The sequence below is a fragment of the Cupriavidus sp. 05L310 genome (assembly GCF_056398185.1).
Window position 1 is genome coordinate 1 of sequence record NZ_JBFTOX010000007.1, and the last position, 25,127, is coordinate 25,127.

The 25,127-nt window shown below is 63.5% G+C and carries 25 protein-coding genes, 1 tRNA gene and 1 pseudogene; 13 read left to right on the forward strand and 14 right to left on the reverse strand.

Annotated elements, in window-relative coordinates:
- From AC1DS6_RS06050 to AC1DS6_RS06060, 3 genes and pseudogenes are all read left to right on the forward strand, one after another.
- On the forward strand, positions 1-345 hold a 345-nt coding region (locus tag AC1DS6_RS06050), incomplete at its 5' end, for a hypothetical protein (protein ID WP_477102267.1).
- The gene (locus tag AC1DS6_RS06055; RefSeq protein WP_441626864.1) at positions 308-1,957 is read left to right on the forward strand and encodes a hypothetical protein; all 1,650 of its coding nucleotides are present in this window, start codon (positions 308-310) and stop codon (positions 1,955-1,957) included. The genes AC1DS6_RS06050 and AC1DS6_RS06055, both read left to right, overlap by 38 nt.
- Before the next feature lie 220 nt (positions 1,958-2,177).
- Positions 2,178-2,832: pseudogene (locus tag AC1DS6_RS06060) on the forward strand (SOS response-associated peptidase).
- Between the two features lie 475 nt (positions 2,833-3,307).
- Here AC1DS6_RS06060 and AC1DS6_RS06065 read toward each other — a convergent pair.
- Positions 3,308-3,589, reverse strand: coding sequence for an excalibur calcium-binding domain-containing protein (locus tag AC1DS6_RS06065; RefSeq protein ID WP_441626866.1), 282 nt, complete (start codon positions 3,587-3,589; stop codon positions 3,308-3,310).
- Between the two features lie 399 nt (positions 3,590-3,988).
- Here AC1DS6_RS06065 and AC1DS6_RS06070 point away from each other — a divergent pair, with 399 nt between their 5' ends.
- Positions 3,989-5,122: a PD-(D/E)XK nuclease family protein gene (locus tag AC1DS6_RS06070; protein WP_441626868.1), complete on the forward strand. Its 1,134-nt coding sequence runs from the start codon at positions 3,989-3,991 to the stop codon at positions 5,120-5,122.
- Positions 5,123-5,125: 3 nt separating this feature from the next.
- Complete coding sequence (locus AC1DS6_RS06075) at positions 5,126-5,422, forward strand: cyclic-phosphate processing receiver domain-containing protein (protein WP_477102268.1); 297 nt, start codon at positions 5,126-5,128, stop codon at positions 5,420-5,422.
- 97 nt (positions 5,423-5,519) lie between these two features.
- Here the strand turns inward: AC1DS6_RS06075 and AC1DS6_RS06080 are convergent, their stop codons facing one another.
- The 8 genes from AC1DS6_RS06080 to AC1DS6_RS06115 form a co-directional block, all read right to left on the reverse strand.
- Entirely contained in the window at positions 5,520-5,810 is a 291-nt protein-coding gene (locus AC1DS6_RS06080) for a hypothetical protein (RefSeq protein ID WP_441626872.1), read from the reverse strand.
- On the reverse strand, positions 5,807-6,232 hold the full coding sequence (locus AC1DS6_RS06085) for a hypothetical protein (RefSeq protein ID WP_441626874.1): 426 nt from the start codon (positions 6,230-6,232) through the stop codon (positions 5,807-5,809). Before AC1DS6_RS06085 ends, AC1DS6_RS06080 begins: the two co-directional genes overlap by 4 nt.
- A 152-nt stretch (positions 6,233-6,384) precedes the next feature.
- Positions 6,385-6,768, reverse strand: a complete 384-nt coding sequence (locus tag AC1DS6_RS06090; RefSeq protein WP_441626876.1) for a ubiquitination-like system serine protease family protein — start codon at positions 6,766-6,768, stop codon at positions 6,385-6,387.
- Positions 6,765-7,313 (reverse strand): glycoside hydrolase family 19 protein, encoded by a 549-nt coding sequence (locus tag AC1DS6_RS06095; protein WP_477102269.1) that lies wholly within the window; start codon positions 7,311-7,313, stop codon positions 6,765-6,767. The genes AC1DS6_RS06090 and AC1DS6_RS06095 overlap by 4 nt, the downstream gene beginning before the upstream one ends.
- Positions 7,306-7,716 (reverse strand): hypothetical protein, encoded by a 411-nt coding sequence (locus AC1DS6_RS06100; RefSeq protein WP_477102270.1) that lies wholly within the window; start codon positions 7,714-7,716, stop codon positions 7,306-7,308. The genes AC1DS6_RS06095 and AC1DS6_RS06100 overlap by 8 nt, the downstream gene beginning before the upstream one ends.
- Positions 7,717-7,804: 88 nt before the next feature.
- On the reverse strand, positions 7,805-8,887 hold the full coding sequence (locus AC1DS6_RS06105) for an acyltransferase family protein (protein ID WP_441626882.1): 1,083 nt from the start codon (positions 8,885-8,887) through the stop codon (positions 7,805-7,807).
- 443 nt (positions 8,888-9,330) lie between these two features.
- Positions 9,331-9,405, reverse strand: a tRNA-Arg gene (locus AC1DS6_RS06110).
- A 96-nt stretch (positions 9,406-9,501) separates the two neighbouring features.
- Positions 9,502-9,888: a YXWGXW repeat-containing protein gene (locus AC1DS6_RS06115; protein WP_441626884.1), complete on the reverse strand. Its 387-nt coding sequence runs from the start codon at positions 9,886-9,888 to the stop codon at positions 9,502-9,504.
- Positions 9,889-10,879: 991 nt separating this feature from the next.
- On the opposite strand from AC1DS6_RS06115, the gene AC1DS6_RS06120 reads away from it, so the two are divergent.
- The gene (locus AC1DS6_RS06120) at positions 10,880-12,823 is read left to right on the forward strand and encodes a DEAD/DEAH box helicase (RefSeq protein ID WP_276286664.1); all 1,944 of its coding nucleotides are present in this window, start codon (positions 10,880-10,882) and stop codon (positions 12,821-12,823) included.
- Between the two features lie 122 nt (positions 12,824-12,945).
- Here AC1DS6_RS06120 and AC1DS6_RS06125 read toward each other — a convergent pair whose 3' ends face one another.
- Positions 12,946-14,205 (reverse strand): SUMF1/EgtB/PvdO family nonheme iron enzyme, encoded by a 1,260-nt coding sequence (locus AC1DS6_RS06125; protein WP_441626886.1) that lies wholly within the window; start codon positions 14,203-14,205, stop codon positions 12,946-12,948.
- Positions 14,206-14,346: 141 nt separating this feature from the next.
- Positions 14,347-15,438 (reverse strand): L-histidine N(alpha)-methyltransferase, encoded by a 1,092-nt coding sequence (gene egtD, locus AC1DS6_RS06130; RefSeq protein WP_441626888.1) that lies wholly within the window; start codon positions 15,436-15,438, stop codon positions 14,347-14,349.
- Between the two features lie 634 nt (positions 15,439-16,072).
- Between egtD and AC1DS6_RS06135 the strand changes: the two genes are divergently transcribed.
- The 3 genes from AC1DS6_RS06135 to AC1DS6_RS06145 all read left to right on the forward strand — a co-directional run bounded on the left by AC1DS6_RS06135 (position 16,073) and on the right by AC1DS6_RS06145 (position 18,237).
- Positions 16,073-16,771 carry a TerC family protein gene (locus AC1DS6_RS06135; protein WP_045239580.1) on the forward strand — a complete coding sequence of 233 codons (699 nt, stop codon included), beginning with the start codon at positions 16,073-16,075 and terminating at the stop codon, positions 16,769-16,771.
- 174 nt (positions 16,772-16,945) lie between these two features.
- Positions 16,946-17,740, forward strand: coding sequence for a thymidylate synthase (locus AC1DS6_RS06140; protein ID WP_441626890.1), 795 nt, complete (start codon positions 16,946-16,948; stop codon positions 17,738-17,740).
- Entirely contained in the window at positions 17,737-18,237 is a 501-nt protein-coding gene (locus AC1DS6_RS06145; protein WP_441626892.1) for a dihydrofolate reductase, read from the forward strand. Before AC1DS6_RS06140 ends, AC1DS6_RS06145 begins: the two co-directional genes overlap by 4 nt.
- Before the next feature lie 55 nt (positions 18,238-18,292).
- Here AC1DS6_RS06145 and pmbA read toward each other — a convergent pair whose 3' ends face one another.
- A complete protein-coding gene (gene pmbA, locus AC1DS6_RS06150; RefSeq protein ID WP_441626942.1) occupies positions 18,293-19,660 on the reverse strand; it encodes a metalloprotease PmbA in 1,368 nt (455 codons plus the stop codon).
- A gap of 57 nt (positions 19,661-19,717) precedes the next feature.
- Between pmbA and yjgA the strand changes: the two genes are divergently transcribed.
- The gene (gene yjgA / locus AC1DS6_RS06155) at positions 19,718-20,335 is read left to right on the forward strand and encodes a ribosome biogenesis factor YjgA (RefSeq protein ID WP_414629473.1); all 618 of its coding nucleotides are present in this window, start codon (positions 19,718-19,720) and stop codon (positions 20,333-20,335) included.
- 28 nt (positions 20,336-20,363) lie between these two features.
- A complete protein-coding gene (mog, locus tag AC1DS6_RS06160) occupies positions 20,364-21,017 on the forward strand; it encodes a molybdopterin adenylyltransferase (RefSeq protein WP_441626894.1) in 654 nt (217 codons plus the stop codon).
- A gap of 18 nt (positions 21,018-21,035) precedes the next feature.
- Here the strand turns inward: mog and AC1DS6_RS06165 are convergent, their stop codons facing one another.
- Both AC1DS6_RS06165 and orn read right to left on the reverse strand, forming a co-directional pair.
- A complete protein-coding gene (locus AC1DS6_RS06165; RefSeq protein WP_477102271.1) occupies positions 21,036-21,917 on the reverse strand; it encodes an AEC family transporter in 882 nt (293 codons plus the stop codon).
- 66 nt (positions 21,918-21,983) lie between these two features.
- Entirely contained in the window at positions 21,984-22,637 is a 654-nt protein-coding gene (gene orn, locus AC1DS6_RS06170; protein WP_441626898.1) for an oligoribonuclease, read from the reverse strand.
- 196 nt (positions 22,638-22,833) lie between these two features.
- On the opposite strand from orn, the gene AC1DS6_RS06175 reads away from it, so the two are divergent.
- Both AC1DS6_RS06175 and rsgA read left to right on the forward strand, forming a co-directional pair.
- Complete coding sequence (locus AC1DS6_RS06175; protein ID WP_477102272.1) at positions 22,834-24,081, forward strand: M48 family metallopeptidase; 1,248 nt, start codon at positions 22,834-22,836, stop codon at positions 24,079-24,081.
- Entirely contained in the window at positions 24,078-25,097 is a 1,020-nt protein-coding gene (gene rsgA, locus AC1DS6_RS06180; RefSeq protein WP_441626902.1) for a ribosome small subunit-dependent GTPase A, read from the forward strand. Before AC1DS6_RS06175 ends, rsgA begins: the two co-directional genes overlap by 4 nt.
- The last annotated feature ends 30 nt before the right edge of the window (positions 25,098-25,127 follow it).

A 25,127-nucleotide genomic window follows, 5' to 3' on the forward strand; every position in this document is an offset into this window, starting at 1 on the left:
CAGCCGGCCCATACGCTGGACGGGAACGCCCATCATGAATTTCTGAGGGGCTGGTTCAAACGTTTCGTGCTGCGCACTGACCTTCCCGAGCAGGATGCCCGCGTCTGGACATGCTTCTGCCCATGGTCGGACACGATGACCGACAAACCAGTTTTCCTGACCCACCTGATCGCCCCCGGCATCGACAAGATATTCACCTCCGCGACGTGGCAAGATGCGCAGGACAAGCACCGGCGTGTTGCCGAGAAGGCGCGGCGGGTGCTGCCGCTCACGCCCTTGCCAGGAGATGAGGATGTGCACAGCGAACATGAGAAGAAGCCTGACCGTAGCCGCAAACTGGTATGAGCAAAGGATTCACCCGTCCTGCAGAATAACCAAGCTGGGAGCAAGCATCCTTCTGGGCTGCATCATTTCCATGATTCGCGGCAAGGACCTCAGCTGGGATCTGCTGAACTATCACTACTATGCACCATGGGCGCTGCTCAACGATCGGCTGAGCGTCGATCTGTATCCAGCCCAACTGCAAACATTCTTCAACCCAGTAATTGACCTTCCGTTTTACTACTGTGCCACGACGTTCCCTGACTACGTTTCGGTGCTGCTCATGGGGATCCCATTCGGGCTGGCTGTCTTTGTCACATGGAACATCATTGGGACCATAGGCGTCGCCCATCGAGCGCCTGGCTGGGCCCCGAGAATCAATCGCGGGTTGGCTTGCTTCCTTGCGCTGGTCGGCGCTGCAGGGTATTCCCAGGCCAATACCACTTCGGGCGAGTGGACGACAACCGCGCTTGCATTGCTGGCGATCTGGGCGATCTTCGCCTCGCATCGAGGGAACCTGACTACCAGAATGGCGCTGGTCATTGCCGGCCTTTCGCTCGGGATGGCTACAGGACTCAAACTCACGGCAGCCATTCCAACCCTGGCAATCACACTTGCGTTGCTTTGCTCCCTGTCGTGGCGGAGCCCGCGCGCGACCGCTAACGACTTGGCGCTCTACGCCGTAAGTGGATGCGTTTCATTCGCCGCAGTCGCCGGGCCGTGGATGTGGGTTTTGTATCGGGACTATCAGAACCCGCTATTCCCGTTCTTCAACAGTTTGTTTCGCTCGCCACTCCTCGATGAGGCGACCATGCTGGACACAAGGTTCTTGCCGGGAACATGGGTCGAATATCTCTGGTTCCCGATAAAGACTGCGTTTGAGAAGAATCGGCTTCACACAGAAGAGAACATGCGTGATCCGCGACTGCTGATTGGCGGGGTCATCGCCCTACTATGGCTTTCAAAATCTGCGGCCCTCTGGCTTCGAAATCGCGCCGTGGACAGCCAATCTCAATTTAAGCTATTCCTCAGCATCACCTTTGTCGGAATGTACCTGTTCTGGATGACGATGTTTGGCATTTACCGATATGCCATCCTGCTGGAGATACTGTCGATCCTGATGGCGGGTATGGTAATTGGGGAAGCGATCGATAGCGGCCACCGACGAAAAGCACTCTGGATTGCGGTGCTGGTATATGGCTCCGCCGCCATCCTGACGAGATCCCCGAACTGGGGAAGAACGCCGATGGATGGGAACCTGTATTTTTCCACCGAGCTTCCCAAGCTGCCGCAGAAGTCGCTGGTTCTCAATCTAGTGAACGGTCCGGTGGGGTACCTCGCTCCGCAATGGCCAGACAACCCCCCGTTCGTCTACCCGATCTCGAACCTTTCAGGCCCTGGGCGCAACGAAGCCATCCAGCGGATCATCAACGAAAGAGTCATGTCCCATCGGGGCGAAATCTCCGCACTATGGGATGGCATCGACTTCACCGACTCTATGCGCCAACTGCTTGCGAACTATCACCTGCATGTGGACATGGCGTCCTGCCGGCCGGTGTATCGCCCATCGCTTGCCACGCTTCTAGTTTGCCCAACACGGCGCACAGGCAACAACAGGACACCCGCTGCCGAGTGAAACATGAACATCGCTGACGCGTTTGCAGTTGTTGAATATCTTCCAGTCCGGGATCGGTAGGAAAGACGCCGCCCGATTGAGATGCCTTATCGAAGGTGATCCAACACCTGGTTCGCCGCCATGACCACTGATTCACCGGCCGGATGATCCCAGGCCGTGCCTTGAAGGCGCCTCAAGGCACGGGCGAGGTTTGCCGCTCACGCCCCGCAAGGAGATGAGGATTTGCACTAACTACGCCCCCGTGCAGCGCCAGCTGCTGCGCGATGTGTTCGGCGTCGAGCCACCGCAGCTCGACTATCCGCTGGAGACCCGGCCGGACTGCCGCGCCGTTCATCGTCAGCAACGGTGGCGGCCGACAGGCGCTGGTGGGGACATTCGGTATGGTGCCAAAGACCCGGATCCCGCCCGGCGGGGCCAAATTCGACACGACCAACGCGCGATCGGAAACAGTCGGTGAGAAGCGGTCGTTCTCAGGGCCCTGGAAGAAGGGCCAGCTCTGCCTGGTGCCGGCCAGTTCGTTCTACGAGCCCAACTATGAGAGCGGGACCAAGTCCGTGCGCTGGCGGATCTGGCTGAAGGACGAGCCTGAGTTTGCCATCGCTGGGCTGTGGCGCGCCTGGCCGGACGAGGACGGCGCGGAAGTGTTCAGCTTCACCATGCTTACCATCAACTCGGACAAGCATCCGCTGGTGAACCGCTTCCACGCCCCCGGAAAGGAGAAGCGGATGATCGTCATCGTGCCGCGCGCCGAGTGGGGTGACTGGCTGACGTGTCGGGATCCGGAGCGGGCGCACAGCTTCATGCGGCCCTACCCCCCCGAGCTAATGGACGCTGCGCCGGCGCCGCGCGCGCCGCGGGCAAAAGCTGCCGAGTAGCCTTGCGCATCCCATCGAGAGAGTTATGTTCCCTCGGACCTAATTCCACTAGAGTGATGCCGGGCAAACGCGATTGCGCCGTCTTTCCTTCAGCACCCACTCCTTCCCGGCAGCGGGTGCTTTTTTTTACCGCCAGCGCGCCCGCACCTCGTCCGCCAGGTCCATGAGCCGGCGCACTCCGTCGCGCGCCCATCACTAGTAGGGTACCAGCTGTTGATGCGACGCATTATCATTAGCGATGGCAACAGATTGGACCCCTTGTTGCTTTCCGAGGTGTAGGCGCCATCTCCCTGCGCCTACACCCCTTTCTCCCTCTAAGGTGTCTACCATCAGCGCACCAGAGTACCTACGCTTTACCCCAACTCGTTCTCCAGATTCGCCAAGCCACCTCCCCTGCTCCGCCGCGCGCTAATTGACAAGCGGCCACGGCGGCCTCCAGCCGGATCTAATACGGCGCGCGCTGTGCCACCGCCATCTATGAACACTGCAGTGGTGGCACTTCGCAGGGGATCCCGTCTCCGTCACCGTCAATCTTCACGCCAGGGCAATTGCGCAGGTAGAAGCGAGCTTCCTGACAGGAAGTCATTTGGCTGCAGTGCTGCTTCCCCTGACATTGAAAGACCGGCGAAGCTGCCGGAAGTGCTGTCGCTTCAATCATGGGTTCAGCAGGCTGGGCAGCTTGTTCGGCCTTGGGAGATTGCTTGAAGTAGAACCAGGCGGCGGCGACCGCGACAGCGACCAGTAGGAATTTGTTCATGTGACCCCTTCTTTTTATGCGAAGGATGCCACATTTTCTCCTTTATCAGGTCAAAGCGACGGAATAGCCGGCCTCGTCTTTCGCACTGTAGGATACCTTTCCTATTCCAGAATGACAGGCTGGTGGGGTAGATGCGGTTAAGACTCAATGGCTCTGGCCTACCCATCGCGGTCAGTCACCTAGTGCCCAGTGAACAACCGAGCCTAGCTGAAAGCAGCCTCCAAGCGCGGTCATCGAGATGCATTTTGCGTGCATCCTTCACTGCTGTGTCCTGCCCTATGCCGGACGGCGACTCTGCCTTGACAATGCCGTTACCGCTCGCGCGCCGGTTGCTGGCAGAATCGCACATGACACCGGCTTCTCGAAGCCGGCCAAGGACAAGCACCAATGACACTCCCGATGGATGACCACCCCCCACTGATGAGGAACACCCTCGAAGATGCCCTCCCAGTTGCAGCAATGCGACCAAACCTCTTCAAGTACGCGACGTCCGAATTGTCTCAGGACGCGGTAATCTGCTGGATCCTGGCAGTGGCGGACGTCCATTTCCGCGATTCTTGTCCAGAATTGCATGCGTTCGGCCAGGCCTTCGTCCGGTCACTCCTTTCACGAAGCGCCTCCTGCCCTCAGCCACAGGAGGTCAGAAGAGTCCGCGTCGTCCAGCAGGAAGCAAATATCGACATCCTGTGTTGGATCAACGAGGAAATTGTAATTCTTATAGAGGATAAAGTCGGAACCAAGCAGCACAGTAATCAGCTTCATCGATATAAGAACCACCTCGCAAAGGCGCGGGACCGCATAGCGCATTCGGTACTGATTTACCTTCAGACTGGAGATCAGTGCGATTATTCTCCTGTCACGGATGCGGATTATCATGTCCTGCATCGGCGTGATCTGATTGATCTACTTGGTACCGAGAGCGGACGTCAAGGACGCTTGAAGAGTGACATTCTGGAGGACTTCGCATGCCACCTCGAGCGCATCGAGACCTTAGTCCAGGGCTATCCCGTTATTCCAGTGAAGAAATGGGGGAAGAACGCTCGAATCGGCTTCCTCTCGCGCCTCAAGCGAGACCTAGACAGCGGATCATGGAAGTATTGCCCCGATCAGACCGGGGGGCACTATGGCTATTTCGGAGACAAGGTGCAAGTCGATGGCGCGGCGATTTACTTGCGGGTAGTGCTCAGCGATCGTGAGAACAAACTGTTCTTCAAGATAGACGTTTCTACTCCTGCGGAGCAAGTCCGTCTCAGAGACATGTGGACTAGCCTAATCGTTGGCCACGCATGCAAGCTGGGACTGGCGGTTAGCAAGCCTAGGCGGAAGTTCGACAGTAGCACGATGACAGTCGCTATAGTGGGCCATCCATTCCCAATGACCGATCCAAGCGGCTGCCTCGACCTTGAACAGAGCCTTGAGATAATTCGCGAATGCCAAAGGGTCATTGATACTTGCAAGCGCGAGGTTGTCGATGCGGCCACGGGCTACCACGATCGCGCCGCCCGACAACATGCCGGGTTCGTGGAGGCTTGAGCGATGAAGGTCTACTTGGACGACGAACGCCCCACGCCCGCGGGCTGGACGAGAGCGTATTGGCCATCAGAAACAATAGCACTACTTGAAACCGGTGAGGTCACCGATCTGAGCCTCGACCATGATCTTGGAGACGATGAGCGCGGGACCGGCTACGACGTCATCCTGTGGATTGAGGAGGCCGTGGCGCTTAGGGACTTCGTCCCGCCGCGAATCACTGTCCATTCCTCGAATGCATCGGCCGCTGAAAAGATGCGCGCTGGCATCTTGGCCATTGAGCGATTGGCAGGAGGCCGTTGATAGGCCAAGGGAGCGCTACCTCTCTCAGCCCAGAATGCCCCGCGCCCGAACTTCATTCTCCAGGTCTGTCAGCCGCTTCCCCTGCTCGGCTGCGCGCTCATTGGCACGCCGCCACTGCTGCCTTCAGTCTGACCTCATACCCCCCGCGCAGCGCCAGCTCGGCCAGCGCCGCGCGAAAGAACTCGAAGTCGCCGGCCGTCTCCGGCACCTTCGCCAACGGCCAATCCGGCTCGGGGATCTCGGGCGTCTCGCACGGCACGGCCACTGGCACCCTCACCTCCACCGGCTTCTCGATCATCTGCGGCGCGGCGGCGCAGCCGGCCAGCAGAAGCACCGCAAGTACCGCACACGCCGCGAAATTGCGTTTTTGCGCAAGTTGCCACTTCATAGCTTCCCCCGCTCGGTCATAAAGGTCTCGCGCAATCCATGCAGCGATGCGCACAGGTCCGACCCCGGCACCTGCGCCTGGATCTTGCCGGCCAGCAGCGTGTACTTGGACTGAGCTGCCTGAGCCTCGGCGTCGGCCTTCGCTGCCTGGTACTGCCGCAGCTTGGCCTGCGCCTCAAGGGCAGCCACCGCGGCGTTCTGGGTGGTCAGAGATCCGGCCAGCGCCCGGTTGTCACCCTTGGCCTTGACCAGGTCGGCCAAGGCCTGAGCCAGCTCGGCGCGAGCAGCGTCACGCTCGTGCCGGTAGACCAGCACCGAACCGCCAGCCAGCGCCAGCACCACCAGCACCGCGACGAAGAAGATCCGCTGCGGCGTGGCGAAGACGGCTTTGATGACCGCCCCGATAGCGTCAAGAATCGGCATGGTGGATCACCTCCGTGGGACTGAACTGGTAGCCTTCCCGCGCATTCCTCTGGGTGATCCAGAGCGGGAACGGCAAGTCGAATGAAAAAAAACCGTTCGAAGGCGGCTGGAATGAAAGAAAACTGGGAAGGCTGAAAGAAAACTTGGGGCCGTCAGCGGCCCCACCCCTCCGGAAACTCGGCCAGCGGCACGATCTGGCCCGCCAGCGCGTGCGTGCAGTCGCCCAGGAACTGGATGCGGCCATCGGTCACGAAGCTGTGGCAGGTCTTCTTGACGTACGGGATCTGATAACTCGGATCGGCGCGCTTGCGCGCGACCTGGGCGCGCAGCTCATCGGGGTTGCCTGCAGCGGCCGGCTCATCCCACCAGGTCAGCACACTCGGCGTGAACGTCGGGCGCTCCACGTCGCCATTCCAGCCCCAACGCGGTCCGTCACCGGCACCGTGCTGGATATGGTGCGGGCTATCACAGCCAGGGCACCAGAAGGAAAGCCCGTTGCCCGGTGAGTCCTGAAGGACCTTCGATAGGATGCTCATGAAACCCCCAATGCAGTTTTGGCGCGCGCCCAGAAGGCGCGCCGCTCCGCAATACCGTTGATCCCGCCGTTGATGGCTCGCGCCAGACCCACGAAGTCGCCAGCGTCGGCGAACCGGTTCAGGCTATGGGTGTGCCAGTACCAACCGGCGGACGCCGCCGCGTGCACAGGCAGTTCCAGCAGTTCGGGATGCGTCAGCAGGTCCAGGTGCAGCCCGAACCCGCACAGCAGATAGTTCTTGCGGCGGGTGACCTGAATCAGGCCCCGCCCCATGAACCGCTTTCCGTCGCCGGGCTCGGTATTGCCCAGGTCCGCCCGGCCCTCATACCGGCGCTGCGTCGGCGTCGGGCCCCAGATCTCGCGTAACAGGCGCAACTGCCCGGACTCGTGCGCGACCTGCGCCACGAAGGCGGCCGCGCGTGTGGGCGTATTGACCTCGAACTGCAGCATGGCGGTGGCCAGCGGCGCAGCGAACACATCGGCGCGCGCGCCGGCCAGCGGCATGATGGCGTGCAGCTGCACCGCGGTGATAAGCGGGTCAGCCATGCTTCGCCCCAGCCACCGCGTCACGCACGTCCTCCGCCACCTCGGCCAGGTCCTTGTCGCGACGCTTCTCGATGAAGTTGAACAGCCAGCGCACCACCGCCCAGCCCGGCAGGCCGCAGGCGAACACGACGCCGAACAGTGCGACCAGACCGATGTAATCATGCGTCCAGGCCTGCAGCCCGAGCTTCTGCACGACGGCCGCGCCCCCGGCGACGCTGGAAACGACGGTAGAAATCAGCCCTACCGCCCACTCTCTTGGGCTTCGTGGAGTCATCATCATCATCATCATCATCACTACGAGGGCGGCCAGGCCGGAGGCGCCGGCGGCAACCGCCGCCGGGCCGCCGAAGGCTTTGAAGGCAGCAGCGCCGGCTGCGGCGCTGCCGCTGATTGGTTCGGACATTTGTGACCCCGGAAATGAAAAAGCCCGCAGGACGCGGGCGTAAAAAAGCCGCCCGAGGGCGGCATGGTGATAGTTCAGAGTCTCAGTATTAGGAGGCTGGCTGAAGCCCCTTGTCGCTACTTCGCAAACGGCGCAGCCCGGCCTCCACCAGGACGACCAGCATGTGGACGAGCGCGGCCATAGCCACCGTGGAAACAAGGTAGAAGACATAGATCGCCCACAACGGCTGCTCGACGAATCCGAAGAAATGCCGATAGAAGCCGACGAACGGCATGTGCACCAGGTAGATCTCAAAGCTGAGCTTGTTCAGCCAAGCAAATGACCACGGTAGCCGGGCTATCTGGTAGACGCAGATGAAACCGCTGATGGCAATCAGCGGGTCGACCGCTGCGGCGCCGATGTTGTACAGGCTCATCAACGTAGCCGCGAGCCAAAGGACCAAACCAATCGGCCAACTCTTCCTCAGCCGACTTTCAAGCTTCTGGCGATCCTCGTGCAAAGCAATGCCGAAGAGGATACCGACGCAAAAAGATCCCATCACAAAGGAGATATACGTGAACGGCGTGAGTACACCAAGGTCCGGAGGGAACTTGAGCACAGCCGCCTGTATGCACGTTGTGACGACAAGCGCGAACACGCCAAGTTTCCTGCATAGAGCGAAGAACAACGGGAACGCCACGTACAAAACCACCAGGCTAAACAGGAACCAATGATGCGTGGAAAGGTAGGTGGTTCCGCCTATGTTCAGCAAAAACACGTTGGCGACCCACTCCTGAGCGCTCTTCGGCAACACATAGGGCACATCCCAGCTTCCTGCCCAGCGCATAGCGGCTTGATAGATGAGGATTGTGCTAATGGTGACCCAGTATGGCAGGTAAATCCGCCATGCCCTGGCCACTATGAACTGCGTCCAACTCGGACGCTTCCTCATGCACGACAGAGCAAGCCCCAAGCCGCTTGCCGCGAAAAATAACTGATTCCCCTGCCAGCCCAACTCAAACGGGATGGACAAGAAGGCCTTGACGCTGGATAGAAAGTGCAGCGGATCAGTAGTCCGCTTGTTGAAGAACAGCCAGAAATGGAAGGAAATCACCCCCAACATCGCCAGCAACTTGATGTTGTCGACCCAGAGGATGGGCCCGCCACCCCTGTTTTCACCCTGTAATGCCACGCGCCGTCCCCCGGACGTCTAATTTGACGGCGGAAGGATAGCGTATTTCCGAACAGAACACGGGCGCCGGGGGCTCAGGCAGCCGAGTTCAAATTCGACAACGCCGTTCGTAATACAATACGCCGCCCAAAAAAGGATCCTACGCATGACGGCCGAGAAGCCGCACGGGAAGAACCAAGAAATTCAGATGCTTCGCGGGATTTCGATCGCGTTCATCCTGGTCCAGCACTACTACCCTGCTCTCCCGGCGCCGGCTTGGTTTTACGAAGCCGTCCATGCCACAAGCCTACGGAGCGGCGTGGATCTGTTCTTCGTCATCTCAGGATTTGTCATTTCCAAGTCTCTGCTCGAAACAATGCGAACTTTGGCAAACGCCAAATGCCCGGGATGCCTTGATTTATTTAGGGGTGGAGAACTTCAGAGAACTTCTGCGGACTTCATTATGGTCCCGCCGGCAGGAATCGAACCTGCATTTCACGCTTAGGAGGCGCGTGTTCTATCCATTGAACTACGGCGAGAGGACAGACTCCGTGGACATGTTGGTGCGCCTTGGCGGCGCGGATCCGGGAGCAGGCCCGGAGTATATCAAAACCTCACCAGCCACGCTCCCCTGCTCAGCACTCGCCCTTCTTGGCGTGTCCCGGCGGGCAGTGATAACCCTTGTCTTTCTTGCCCGGCCTGCCATCCCAGCGCTCGGGCACCAGCACCCAGCCATCGCGCGCCTGCACCCAGCGCGGCGCCTCGTAGACATAGCCCGCGCGCTCGCGCTCCCACTTGCCCTTCTTCCACTTGTGCTTGTGGCCGCGATCATCCCAGTCCCAGTAGCCGGGCGCCCAGACGTAGCCAGGGCGCGCCACGGGAACAACTTCATAGACGGGAGCCGGCGGCGGCACGCCGATCAACACATTGACCGATACCTGTGCATGTGCCGCAGGCGCCATGCCCAGTGCGCCCATCAAGCCAGTTACAGCCGCCGCGCACAAAAGAATCCTTCTCGTCATCGCTATCTCGTTTTGCCAGTTTCAGGCCCGAGAATAACTTGACGCGAGACTTCCGGCTGTTAGCAAAGGTATCAATGGATTACCCGTGCAACATATGGGTCAGCTTAACGGAAGCCGGAAGTAGCGCTTGCGGTACCCCAAACCCGGAGCACGAACGAAAAAGCCCGCCAGTACACTGGCGGGCTGGTTGCGGACGGTCCGGACCATCCAGGTCAACGCCGGCGCTATCGCGGCAACAGCCGTGCAAGCAGGTTTTCCCATGATTCCGCCCATGACGCGGACGTCCCTCCGGACCACCCGGAGAGCCAAAGGAAAGCTGGCAATGACGCCGACTGCCGCGATATCAGCGGCTAGCGGCACTTAAAGCAAAGCGCCGAGGAAGGTCAGCGGGTTCTCATCGGTCCGCCACCTTGCCGGGCATCGATGCGCCCGACGGATTCAGTATAGGCAGGCGGCCTGCGGATGCAATATCGAATGCGGGATCGGCAAACCCCCATGAAAAGCGCCCAATGAGCCTCAAAAATCGCCGTTCGGCACCTCAAAGTAATTCCTATCGCAGTGCAACAAACTTACTTTTGTTTCTGCTATAATTCGCGCCGTGAGTTCGCACTGTGAGTTGTGCAACACGTCTACCGGTCTCTTCCGGCAGGCGATACCGCCCCCGCTCTCAAGCTCTGCTCCCGGTCCCGCCGGCTGGCCTGCCTTAAAGTTGTTGAATCAAGGCCAAGTGGTGATACCCGACAGAACGCATTTCTCACCGACGTCGCCTCGTCTCCGATCCTGTTGAATAGCTCTACAGAGCTGTTTGCCTGCCAGGGACCGCGCGCCCGGCCTTGTGCCCGGTGTCGCCCTGCCTGCCGCCGTACTGTCAGCTGTGTCTGTCGTAACGGCCTCACCGATTGGCGCCGAAGCCTTTTTAAGACTTTGCACTGCGCCCGCCCCTGTTCGCTAGTTCGGCATGGGGTGCCATGCATTTAAAGAAAACTACGACATGACCCAGCACGACATTCGTGCGGAGCAAGCTTTTGCCTCCGCCGCCGACGCATCGACCGAAGCCGCCGCCATCGCCACGCCCGCTATCCAGGAACCGAGCCCGCTCGACAAGCTCGACGCCATGCTCAGCCCGGAAGCCGTTGCGCCTGCCGCCGCCGCCAACGTCAATGCCGAGAACGGCTTTGCCAAGCTTGGCCTCGAAGAAGCAATCCTGCGCGCCCTCGTTGAACTGAACTACACCACGCCGACCCCGGTGCAGGCACAAGCGATTCCCGCCTTCCTGGCTGGCCGCGACCTGCTGGTGTCCAGCCAGACCGGCTCGGGCAAGACCGGCGCCTTCATCCTGCCGGCCATCCAGCGCATCAGCGAAAAGGCTTCGCCGAATCGCCCGCGTTCCGATGATCCGGTCAAGCGCATGAAGGGCAAGCGCCCCCGTCCGTCGCCGGCGCAACCCGCGCTGCTGGTGCTGACCCCCACGCGCGAACTGGCCCTGCAGGTGACCGAAGCCACCGCCAAGTATGGCCGCCACCTGCGCCGCATCGTGTGCGCCAGCATCCTGGGCGGCATGCCCTATCCGAAGCAGCTCGCCGCGCTGTCGAAGATGCCTGACATCCTGGTGGCAACGCCTGGCCGCCTGCTCGACCACGTCGAAGCCGGCCGCATCGACCTGTCCGCGCTGGACATGCTGGTGTTCGACGAAGCCGACCGTATGCTCGACATGGGCTTCGCCGACGATATCGACGCCATCGTTGCCGCTACCCCGGCCACCCGCCAGACGCTGATGTTCTCGGCCACGCTGGACGGCCGCATCGCCCAACTGGCTTCGCGCCAGCTGCGCGACCCGCAACGCATCGAGATCGCCGCGACCCGCGCCGACCAGAGCAATATCGAACAGCGCCTGCACTTCACCGATGACATGTCGCACAAGGAAAAGCTGCTCGACCACCTGCTGCGCGACGCCACGCTCAAGCAAGCCATCGTCTTCACCGCGACCAAGCGCGATGCCGATTCGCTGGCCGAGCGCCTGTCGGATACCGGTTTCGCAGCCGGCGCGCTGCACGGCGACATGACCCAGGGCGCGCGTAACCGCACCCTGACGTCGCTGCGCCGCGGCAACCTGCGCATCCTGGTGGCAACCGATGTCGCCGCACGCGGCATCGACGTGCCGGACATCACCCACGTGGTCAACTTCGACCTGCCCAAGCAAGCCGAAGACTACGTGCACCGTATCGGCCGAACCGGCCGTGCCGGCCGCTCGGGCGTCGCCATCAACCTCGTGAACCATGGCGACATGTTCCAGTGGAAGCGCATCGAGCGCTTCACCAACAACCGCGTCGACGCTTCGGTGATCGAAGGCCTGGAACCGCGCCGCTCGCCCAAGCCGCGCTCCGGCTTCGGCGGCAAGCCGGGCGGTGACCGCGGTGGCTACCGTGGCAACAGCAATGGCGGCGGCTATCGCGGCGGTGAGAACCGCAGCTTTGGCGACCGCAAGTTCGGCGGCGGCGAAAGCCGCGGCTTCGGCAGCCGTGACGGGGCCCCGCGTCCCGCAGGCGACCGCCCGTTCGGCGATCGCGACGGCAACCGTGGTTTTGGCGACCGTGGCGGCTTCGGCAACGCCAATGGCAACAGCACCGGCTATCGCGGCCAGGGCGCGACCGGCGGCCAGCGCAGCTTCGGCAACGAAGGCGGCTACCGCGGCGGCGACAACCGTGGCTTCGGCAACCGTGATGGCGCGGCTCCCCGCAGCTTCGCCGACGGCAACCGTGGCGCAGGCAACGGCGGCAACGGTGGCTACCGCGGCGGCGAAGGCCGTAGCTTTGGCAACCGCGATGGCAACCGCGACGGCGCGCCCCGCAGCTTCGGCGACGGCAACCGCGGCGGCTTCGGCGGCCAGCGCAACGGCAACGGCAACACCGGTGGCCGCTCGCGTTTCGAGCGTTAATTCGCGCGGTTGAATGGATGCGTCGCCTATGCGGCGCTCCATCGCAACAAATGAAAAAAGCACCTTCGGGTGCTTTTTTCATTTGGCGTGAGACGTCAGACGAAGGGGCCAGCCGGCCCTCTCTATATGGAACAGCTGCGAAAGCCCACGAACGCGAAATCGTCCTCCGGCAGCAGCGCCATGCGCGCGCGCGCATGGCGCTGGCGCGCCACGCCGGCGAAAGAGGCACCGCGCACCACCTGGTGCGTGGCGAAGCAGTCAACGAACTCCACATCGGCCGGGCCAGCGACAAAACCGGCATAGGGCTCGTAGGGCGTCGCCGTCCACTCGCGAACCATGCCCCAGCGCAAGCCGCCGCGCGCCTGCACCGCCGCCAGCTCCCATTCCGCTTCCGTAGGCAGGCGCCGGTCCGCCCAGGCGCACCAGGCCTGCGCCTCGAACAGGCTGACGTGGCGTACCGCCTCGTCAGGATTCAAGGTGCGCAGGCTGCCGAAGCGCAACGCCATCCACGCCCGGGACTCCGGATGCCTGGCCCAGTAACGCGGCGCGGAACGGTCCTGCATCATCAGCCACTGGTGCCCCGCCACCGTCCACCATGCCGCGCGCTCATAACCACCGTCCTCGACGAAATCGAGAAACTGCGCATTGCTGACCGGCGCGGCATCCATCTCGAAGGCTGGCACATAGGTCGGCTGCGGCGGCAGTTCGTCGGGCAGCGCGAAGCCATCCGGCTCATTCCAGCCCTGGATGAACCGCCCACCGGGAAACTGCAAGGTGCCGGCGTGCGGTACCGACACGGAAGGCAGCGCCACGGCCGGCTCCACCGGCGCCATGCCCACGGCCTGCAGCAGCGCAGCCAGGGCCTCGCCCTGGCTGTCTTCGTGAAACAGCGCGCGACGCCATGCGTAGAGCGCCGCATCGCTATCGTCCGGTTGCGCCGCCAGCCGGCGCAAGGTGGCTTCGAGCACCTCGGCGGCATAGCGTTTGACCACCGCTACGTCGGGCAGCGTGGCCTCCCAGCGGGCATCGGGATCGATGCGTTCGGGATCGAACCATTCGTCCGCGCCGGCCAGCAACGAAGGAACCCCGGCGGCCCGCAACGGCAGGCCATCGCGCTCCAGCGTGCGCACATCGCGCAGGCACCACCATTCGGCATGCCAGGCGACATGGCCCAGCGTCCAGAGCGGCGGGTTCGCAAAATCCTGCCGCGGCACCTCCCAGCCGCGCCGCGTCTGGCCGAACGCGGCAAGCCAGGCCAGGGTGCGGTTGCGCGCTTCCACCAGCGCCTGCGCCAGGCCCTCGCGGGGCAGCCTCCGGGCGTCCGTCCAGACGGTCTTGCCACCATTGAAATGAAGGTCGGGAAGCATGGAAAAGCCGCTCATCAAGAACCCTGACGGTGAATGGGATGGCCCACGGTTGGTTTGCCCGGCGGGCGGCGCGCCTCATGCGCCGCGCCCCCAAGGAGGGATGCGGGCATTATGACACCAGCACCATCCCCGCCCGCGCAGCGCCTGCCGCCCTGCTCAGGCGCGCGCATGGAACACTGCGAACCAGCCGCGCGGATCGGTCCACCAGACCGGATCGTCGAAGCCCGCAGCCGCAAGGAGTGTGGCGAAATCGGCCGGCCGGTACTTATAGGAATCCTCGGTGTGAATCCGCTCGCCGGCGCGAAAGGCGCGGCTGCCTTCCGGCCAGCGCACGGTGACGTCCCGCCCGGCCCGCAGGTGCATCTGGATGCGCGAGTTCTCGAGGTCGAAGCTGGCCGCGTGCCGCCAGTCGTCGAGCTGGAAATCGCTGCCGACGATGCGGTTCAGGTTACGCAGCACATTGCGGTTGAAGGCGGCGGTAACGCCTAGCGGGTCGTCATAGGCGGCCACCAGCGCCTGCTCGTCCTTGAGCAGGTCGACGCCGATCAGCACGCCATCCCCCCTCCCCGCGGCCGCCCGCAGACGCTGCAGCAAGGCCCGCGCCTGCTCCGGCGCGAAGTTGCCGATGCTGGATCCCGGATAGAAGAACAGCCGGCGCCCGCGCCTGACTTCCGGCGGCAGGTCGAGCGGCACGCACAAGTCGGCGCCAAGGCCGAGCATGGGAATCTGCGGATGCTGCTGCTGCAGGCAGAACAAGGTGCCGCGCAGGAACTCCACCGAAATGTCGAGTGCGACGTATTGCGCCGGCTGCAGGCTGCCGAAGAGCCGCGCCGCTTTCTGGCAATTGCCCGCGCCAAGGTCGATCAGCACGCAGCCGCTGCCGGCACGCGCGGCCATAGCGGGCGCGAACGCGGAGAAGACCGCGGCCTCCGTACGCGTGGGGTAATACTCGGGCAGATCGGTGATGGCCTCGAACAGGCGGGAGCCAAGTACATCATAGAAGAACTTGGGGCTGATGCTGGCGGCGGGGGCCAGCAGGCCGCGCGTGATCTCGCCGCGCAGGGCACCGCTGTCCTCATGGTACTGCTGGATGAAATCCAGCCGCGGTACCGGATTCGGCAGCGCGTGTCCGTTGGCGATGACGGCAGTGCTGGCCTGGCTGCCGTTGGGTTGCAGGGCCGAAGTGGCGTTGCGGTTGGATTGGGAATGGCTGTGGCGTGGGTTCAACGGGGTCGGGACGGCCGGCATGACGTTTCCTTGTTGGTCGATGGCAATGCATGAAACCCCCAGGTGCCCGCACGTCACGCATGCGCGGGGCTGGCAAGGGATGCGCCTCCGGTGACGTCTGGGGCGCATCGGCCAAAAGCCAGTCTACTCAGAATAGCTGGCGCGCGCGGAGTGTGCTTACCGCAATGCACAAACCCTTCCGGGCGCCGTAATCTTCACTAAGAATGACACGGAAAGCGCCATCGGTTCCGTATATCGTCCTGCCGGCGCCCAGGGAAGAGTCTCTGCCCGTCGATGGCATCGCGATATCCGACGTAAAGTGCGCCTTACAAAACATTCACAACAGCACAAAGCATGTGGCTTCGTTTATAATCCGCCTCAGCGCTTCCGCTTCGGCCTGATCCGAACGGATTCGTCCCTCAAAGGGGAGTAGCTCCGGGGCCCTGCCCTTAGCACAATCGTCATTCCGAGGCTGATCACAAATAGCCTCCGGTTGTGCTGACCGCGCCAACAACCATATGGCGGTCGAGCAAGACCTTTGCAACCTGGTTTCATGGTTTGCAAAGGCGCCCCCCACAGCTCCCAACCAACATGTCTCCAGGCTAACCCGGTGTTTGCGCACGGCTTTTGGCTATCGTTGTTTCGAGGAGATTTTATGGAATGGTTTACCGATCTGTTCACGATGCAGTTCCTGACGGCACTGCTGTCCATCGTCGTCATTGACCTGGTGCTTGCCGGCGACAATGCCATCGTGATCGCGCTTGCCGCGCGCAACCTGCCGCCCCACCTGCAGAAGAAGGCCATCGTCTGGGGTACGGTCGGCGCAGTCGTGGTCCGTTCGGCCATGACGATCGGTGTGGTCTGGCTGCTCAAGATTCCTGGCCTGCTGCTGGTCGGCGGCGTGGCCCTGGTGTGGATCGCCTACAAGCTGCTGTCCGACGACGGCAATGGCGACGAACATGGCGCGGGCGCGACCACCCTGGTGGGCGCGATGAAGACCATCATCATCGCCGACGCGGTGATGGGCGTGGACAACGTGCTGGCAGTGGCAGGCGCGGCGCACGGCAGCTTCCTGCTGGTGGTGCTCGGCCTGCTGATCAGCATCCCCATCGTGGTGTGGGGCTCGAGCCTGGTGCTCAAGCTGATGTCGCGCTTCCCGTCGGTCATCTTCGTGGGCGCCGGCGTGCTGGCCTTCACGGCAGTCAAGATGATCGTCAGCGAGCCGCTGGTGAAGGAGTTCTTCAACACCAACGCCCTGGCTTACTACGGCTTGTTCGTGCTGGTCATCGGCGGCGTGCTGGGCGGTGGCTACCTGGTGCAGAAGCGCCGGGCTCCGACCACGGCGGCGCAGTAATGCACGATGGCGCCGGCACCTGAGGACGCCGGACCATGAAAGGAGGGCCGCCGCGAGGCGGCCCTTTTTGCTTTGCGATAAAATGCTAGGCCTTTAGCAATTTGCCGACCTCCGGGCAGATTGCCCCATTACGCGCACAACGCTGTCGCGTCACTTTCCCCAACACCCGCGCCGATGAAACAGTACCTCGACTTCATGCGCCATGTGCAAGAGCATGGCACCGAAAAGGCCGACCGCACCGGCACCGGCACGCGCTCGGTGTTCGGCTACCAGATGCGCTTCGACCTGCGCGAAGGCTTCCCGGTGGTGACCACCAAGAAGCTGCACATGAAGTCGATCATTCACGAACTGCTGTGGTTCCTGCAAGGCTCGACCAACATCAGGTACCTGAAGGACAACGGCGTCAGCATCTGGGACGAATGGGCAGATGAAAACGGTGAACTGGGACCTGTCTACGGCTCGCAGTGGCGCGCCTGGCCGACGCCGGACGGCCGGCACATCGACCAGATCAGCGAACTGGTGGCGCAGATCCGCAGCAACCCGGACTCCCGCCGGCTGATCGTGTCGGCCTGGAACGTGGGCGAGATTCCGCAGATGAAGCTGCCGCCCTGCCACGCCTTCTTCCAGTTCTATGTGGCCGAAGGCCGCCTGTCCTGCCAGTTGTACCAGCGCAGCGCCGATATCTTCCTGGGCGTGCCGTTCAATATCGCCAGCTACGCGCTGCTGACGCACATGATCGCCCAACAGACCGGACTGGAAGTGGGCGACTTTATCTGGACCGGCGGTGATTGCCATATCTACAGCAATCACGCCGGACAGGTGGCAACGCAACTGGCGCGCGAGCCGATGGCGCTGCCGCAACTGAAGATACTGCGCAAGCCGGACAGCCTCTTCGACTACAAGTACGAAGACTTCGAACTGGTGGGTTACGAGTCGCATCCGGCCATCAAGGCACCGGTGGCCGTATGACGCTGTTGACCCTGATCGTGGCGAAGGCCCGCAACGGCGTGATCGGCCGCGACAACACCCTGCCCTGGCGCTTGCCCGAGGACCTGGCGCACTTCAAGCGCACCACGATGGGCGCGCCCATCGTGATGGGCCGCAAGACCTGGGAATCGATCGGCCGGCCGCTGCCGGGCCGGCGCAATATCGTGGTGAGCCGCAACCGCGGCCTGCGCATCGAAGGCTGCGACGTGGCGAACTCGCTCGAGGAAGCGCAGCGGCTATGCGTCGGCGTCGAGCAGATCTTCCTGATCGGCGGTGCGCAACTGTATGCCGAGGCGCTGCCCAGCGCGGACCGGCTGGTGGTGACGGAGATCGATGCGGATGTCGAAGGCGATGCGGTGTTTCCCCCCATCGACCCGCAGCAGTGGATCACCACCGCGCGCGAATCGCATCACTCGGAAGCGAATGGCTTCGACTACGCCTTCGTTACCTACGAGCGCCCGCCGTCCGGCGAGGAATAAGACATTGCCGGCGTGAAACGCGCGGCGGCCCGGGAACCAGGCCGCCGCCGTGGCTTTAGTTGCCCGCGATCGTCATCTGCTCGATCAGGATCGAGCCGGTTTCCTTGGTGCCGCGTACCAGCGAATCGGCGCCAATCGCCACGATCTGGCGGAACATCTCCACCATATTGCCGGCAATGGTGATCTCTTCCACCGGAAACTGGATCACGCCGTTCTCGACCCAGTAGCCCGAGGCGCCGCGCGAGTAATCGCCCGTCACGTAGTTCACGCCCTGCCCCATCAGTTCCGTCACCAGCAGGCCGGTGCCGAGCTTGCGCAACATGCCGGCGAAGTCGTCGTCCGGCGCGGTCAGCGAGCTGGACAACGTCAGGTTATGCGAGCCGCCGGCATTGCCGGTGGTTTTCATGCCCAGCTTGCGGGCCGAGTAGGTGGAGAGGAAATAGCCTTCCACCACGCCGGCGCGAACCACGTCGCGCGCGTGGGTCTTCACGCCTTCTTCGTCGAAGGGGGCGCTGCCCATGGCGCCCGGCAGGTGGGGCTGTTCGTGGATGTGGATGTGCGGCGCGAACACCGCCTTGCCCAGCGTGTCGTACAGGAACGTCGACTTGCGGTACAGCGCGCCGCCGGACACGGCCTGCACGAAGGCGCCGAGCAAGCCCGCCGCCAGCGGTGCCTCAAACAGCACCGGGCAACGGCGCGTGGACAGCTTGCGCGAGTTCAGGCGGGCCAGCGAGCGTTCGGCGGCATAGCGGCCGATGTCCTCGGGCGCGGCCAGTGCGTCGGGCGCGCGCTTGGACGAGTACCAGTCGTCGCGCTGCATGCCGCTGCCGGTGCCGGCGATCGGCGCGCAGGAAATAAAGTGGCGGGAGTACGGATAACCGCCCGTGAAGCCGCGCGAGGTGGCCAGCACGAACTGCGAATGCTGGGCCGACACGCTGGCGCCGTCGCTGTTGCGAATGCGCGGCGAGACCGCGAAGGCGGCGGCTTCGGCGCGGCGCGCGATCTCGATGGCCTGTTCGGCGTCGATATTCCACGGGTGGAACAGGTCGAGATCCTGCGGGTTGCGTTCAAGCAACTCCTCTTCGGCCAGACCCGCGCAATCGTCTTCGGCGGTAAAGCGGGCAATGTTGTAGGCCGCCTCCGCCGTGGCCCGCAGCGCCGCGGGCGAGAAATCCGAGGTGCTGGCGTTGCCGCGCCGCTTGCCGATCATGACCGTGACGCCCACCACCTTGTCGCGGTTCTGCTCGATGGTTTCCACCTGGCCCTTGCGCACCGAGACCGACAGGCCGCTGCCCTCGGAAATCTCGGTTGCCGCGTCGGTGGCGCCCAGTTCGCGTGCCACCCGCAGCACATCGGCGGCCATCTCGCTAAGCTGGGCCTGGGTATAAGTGAAATGGGCGGTCTGGTCGGCGGATTGATCCATTGTGGGCGCGGTCATCAAAAGTCCAAACAAGAATCATAGCAAGATAAAATGCCACCCATGACGCGAAACTCCCGCACCTCCCCCCGGAACGCCTCCGGCTTCCCCGGCCAGTTCGCCCCCGAACCGGCCGACGACGACGACCTGCCCAAGAGCAAGTCCCAGAAAAAACGCGATATGCTCGCCCTGCAGGACCTGGGCGTGGAACTCGAAGCGCTGCCCAAGGACCGGCTGGCGCGCGTGCCCATGCCCGAAGCGCTGGCCGACGCCATCCGCGACGCGCGGCGCATCACCAACCACGAAGGAAAACGCCGCCAGATGCAGTTCGTGGGCAAGGTCATGCGCAAGCTGGACGACGACGAGGTCGAAGCCATCCAGCGCGTACTGGAAGGCTTCAAGGGCGCCAGCAAGGCCGAGACGGCCAAGCTGCACCTGGTGGAGCGCTGGCGCGAACTGTTGCTGGCGGACGACGCCGCCCTGACCAAGTTCCTGGCCGAACACCCGGCCATCGATGTGCAGGCGCTGCGCAACATCATCCGCAATGCGCGCAAAGAGCACGAGATGAACAAGCCGCCGCGCTATTTCCGCGAACTGTTCCAGGCCATCAAGAATGCGCTGGAGAGCAAGAAGGCGGCGGCATCCGACGAGCCGCAAGCCGAGCCGGACGCCGAAGAATAACCAGGACGCCAAACCCATTGGGGACAAGATGACGCAAACCACGACGCACGCGATGGTTCATCCCATTGCCCGCAACCATCCGGACGAATTGCTGGTCGGCTTTGTCTCGATCTCCGACCGCGCCTCGGCCGGCACCTACCAGGACGAAGGGATCCCGGCCCTGCGCGAGTGGTTCGGGCACGCCCTGACCTCGCCCTGGCAGGGCGTGGAACGCCTTATCCCCGACGAACAGGCAGTCATCTCCCGCACGCTGATCGAACTGGTCGACGTGGCCGGCTGCGACCTGGTGCTGACCACCGGCGGCACCGGCCCGGCGCGGCGCGACGTCACGCCCGAGGCCACGCTTGCGGTGGGCACCAAGGAAATGCCCGGCTTCGGCGAGCAGATGCGCCAAGTCAGCCTGCACTTCGTGCCCACGGCCATCCTGTCGCGGCAGGTGGCGGTGATCCGCGAAACCGCCAGCCGCGCCGCCCTGATCATCAACCTGCCGGGCCAGCCGCGCGCCATCCGCGAAACCCTGGAAGGCCTGCGCGGCGAAGACGGCAAAGCCATCGTGCAAGGCATCTTTGCCGCCGTGCCCTACTGCGTCGACCTGATCGGCGGCCCTTACATCGAGACCGACGATGCCGTGGCCAAGGCGTGGCGTCCCAAGCACGCAATTCGCACCCGGCCGGCGGCCTGAATCACCGGCGGGGCTGCCTCAGCGCAGCCCCAGATACAGCCCCAGCGGCACGAACACCACTGCGGCGACATTGCCCAGCAGCACGATCGAAGCCACCTGATCCGGCTCCTGCCGGAAATGATCGGCCACGAGAAAGTTGAGCACGGCCGGCGGCAGCGACGCGAACACAAACAGCAGCCCGCGCTGGAGCTGGGTCAGCGGCACCAGTTGCGCCAGCAGCAAGGCGCAGGCGATGCCGGTCAGCGGACAGGCCACGGCGCCGATCGCGCCCATGCCCCAGTTGCGCAGGCTCACGTCCTTCATGCGCACGCCCAGCGCGAACAGCATCAAGGGCACGGTCGCATCGCCCAGCAGCTTGATCGACTGGAACACCGGCTCAGGCAGCGCGAACCACGGCCGCGCCAGCGACAAGGCCACCCCCAGCACCGTCGCCAGCACCATCGGATTGCGCGCGATCTGCGTGACCGACGCATGCCGGTTGACGATCTTCATGCCGATGGTGAAGTGCATCAGGTTGGACGCGGCGAACAACGCCACCGCCGGCGCCAGGCCGACCGGGCCGAAGGCGAACACCGATAGCGGCAAGCCCATATTGCCGCAGTTGTTGAACATCATCGGCGGCACGAAGGTACGCGGATCCACCCGCAGCAGCCGCGCGGCCAGCCAGGCCAGCAGCCCGGAACCCAGCACCACGGCCACCGCGCAACCCAGCAGCACAAGCTGGTCGGCCAGCACGAATTCCTTGCTGACAAAGGCCGACACCACCAGCAGCGGCGCGATCACGTCGAGCGTGGCCCGGTTGATGCCCGACATGTCCGGATGCGCGCGGCGCCCGTAAAGCCAGCCCACCAGGATGATCAGGATGACCGGCGTGATAATCGAGACGATGCGCGCGAGCATGGGAGGGCGGCAGTTGGACCGAGGCGCCCCTCGGGGCGCCTCGGAAGTGACGTTGGATGGTGCGGATCAGGCGGCCGGAGCGGCCGGAGCCTCGGGCGCGGCGGGCGCTTCGCCCGCTGCCGCTGCCGCCGGCGCGGAATGGCGGATAAAGTGGGTGCGGTAGTAACGCAGCTCTTCCACCGACTCCAGGATATCGGCCAGCGCGGTGTGCAGTTGGCGCTTGACGAAACCCTTGTGGATGGCCGGCTCCCAGCGCTTGCACAGTTCCTTCAGCGTGGACACGTCGAGGTTGCGGTAGTGGAAGAACGCCTCCAGCTTGGGCATGTAGCGCGCCATGAAGCGGCGGTCCTGGCAGATCGAGTTGCCGCACATGGGCGACTTGCCGGCCGGCACCCAGCGCTTGAGGAAGGCCAGCAGCTCGGCCTCGGCCTGGGCTTCGGTCAGGGTCGAGGCCTTGACCTTGTCGATCAGGCCCGAGCGGCCATGGGTGCCCTTGTTCCAGTTGTCCATGCCGTCGAGCACGGCATCTTCCTGGTGGATCACCAGCACCGGGCCTTCGGCCAGGATATTGAGCTCGGAGTCGGTCACGACGATGGCAATCTCGATGATGCGGTCCGTGTCCGGCATCAGGCCGGTCATCTCCATGTCCAGCCAGATCAGGTTGTTTTCGCTCTTGACGGATTTGGCGCCGCTGGGCACGTGGGTATTTTGGCTGGTCATCTGGACTGCAATCGAAGGAGAGGCAAAGAAGAAGGCGCGCCCGAGTTCCCGATGACAAACACGGTCGGAGGGCGCGAACAACTTATAATTCTCGCATATCCGCTGCCGCTCCCGGTTCCAAAGCGGTCCGGCACCCGCTCCGGCGATCCGGCCGCCCCCGCGTACGCGACGGCTTTACACGACAAGGCTCTGCCCGATGTTCACGTTTCTGTTCCTAGCCGCCCTGATGCTGATGGTGCTGACCAAGCTCTGGCTGGCAGCCCGCCAGGTGCGCCATGTGGCGCAACACCGTCATGCGGTACCCAGCCGCTTTGCCGACAGCATCACGCTGTCCTCGCACCAGAAGGCGGCCGACTACACCATCGCCCGCACCCGGCTGTCGATGCTGGAAGTGCTGGCCGGCTCCGGCCTGCTGATCGTCCTGACCATGCTGGGCGGGCTGCAGTGGATCAACCAGTTCTGGCTCGGCACCTTCGGCCCGGGCTATGCCTACAGCGTGGCGCTGGTCGGCAGCGTGGCCGTGATCGGCGGGCTGGTCGACCTGCCCTTCTCGCTCTATGGCCAGTTCGGCATCGAGCAGCGCTTTGGCTTCAACCGCATGAGCTGGAAGCTCTACCTGGCCGACCTGGCCAAGATGGCCGTCGTCGGCTGCGCGCTGGGCCTGCCGCTGTTGCTTGCCGTCCTGTGGCTCATGGAACATATGGGGCAATACTGGTGGGTATGGACGTGGCTGACGTGGATCGCCTTCACGATCTTCGTGCAGATGATTGCGCCCTCGGTGATCATGCCCATGTTCAACCGCTTCGAGCCGCTCGCCAACGCCACGCTGGAAGCGCGCATCAAGCGCCTGCTGGAAAAATGCGGCTTCCGCAGCCGTGGCCTGTTTGTGATGGACGGCAGCAAGCGCAGCGCGCACGGTAACGCGTACTTCACCGGTTTCGGCGCCGCCAAGCGCATCGTCTTCTTCGACACCCTGATGGAGCGCCTGGCCGACGACGAGATCGAAGCCGTGCTCGCGCACGAGCTCGGCCACTTCAAGCGCCGCCATATCCTCAAGGGCATGCTGGTGAGCTTCGCGCTGAGCCTGGCCTTCCTGGCCGCGCTGGGCTGGCTGGCCAGCCGTACCTGGTTCTACACGGGCCTGGGCGTGCTGCCCAATCTCGGCACCACCAACCATGCGCTTGCCCTGGTGCTGTTCTTCCTGACGCTGCCTGTTTTCACCTTCCTGCTGGGGCCGCTGGCCAGCCAGACCTCGCGCCGCCACGAGTTCGAGGCCGATGCCTTCGCCGCCGGCCAGACCGATGCCGGCCACCTGGTCTCGGCACTGGTCAAGCTCTACAAGGACAACGCCTCCACCTTGACGCCCGACCCGATCTACAGCGCGTTCTACTACTCGCACCCACCAGCGGCACAGCGGATCGACCGCCTGCTGGCGCAGGCATGAGCCGCGCCGCCCGGGGAGGCCCGCAGCGCGCCGCAAGCGCTGCCAAAGCCAACGCCAATGGCGCCGCCGCCGAAGAGGCGCTGATCGTCGCCGCGCACGGCCGCCACTATGTGATCGAGCTGGACGACGGCAGCCGCCTGCACGGCTTCCCGCGCGGCAAGCGCAGCGAGTGCGCGGTGGGCGACCGCGTCACCATCGAGCGCGCCGCCTCCGACCAGTGCGTGATCACCGGCTTCAAGCCGCGCAAGAACCTGCTGCACCGCTCCGACCAGTTCAAGTCCAAGCTGCTGGCGGCCAATATCGACCAGGTGGTCATCGTGCTGGCGACCGAGCCGGGCTTCTCGGAAGACCTGCTCGGGCGTGCGCTGGTGTCGGCCGAGGCGCTCGGCATCCGGCCGCTGATCATCCTCAACAAGATCGACCTGACCGAGCGGCTGGAAGAAGCCCGCGGCCGGCTGGCGCTATACCAGGAGCTGGGCTACGAGACGCTGTTCCTGTCCGTGCACGGCTCGCCGGAAGATACGCTGGCGCAACTGCGCCCGCAACTGGCGCACCGCGCCAGCATCCTGATCGGCCAGTCGGGCATGGGCAAGTCCTCGCTGCTGAACCTGCTGATCCCCGGCGTGGAAGCGCAGACGCGGGAAATCTCGGCCAAGCTGGATTCGGGCAAGCACACCACCACCTTTACCCGCCTCTACCACCTGCCGGCCAGCGTGGATGGCGACGCAACCATGGATGGCGAAAGCAATGATCCCCAGGCCCGCCAGCGTGGCTGCCTGATCGATTCGCCGGGCTTCCAGGAATTCGGCCTGCATCACCTGAGCGAAGGCATGCTGGAGCGTGCCTTCCCGGAATTCCGTCCGCGCCTGACCGAGTGCCGCTTCTACAACTGCCATCACATCAACGAGCCCGGCTGCGGCGTGCTGGAATCGATGAAGGCGGGCGAGATCTCCGGACGGCGCCACCAGCTCTACACGCAACTGCTGCACGAATCCCGCCAGCAAAAGCCGTGGTAAGGTGATCGGGCGTGCCTGCAACGGCATGCC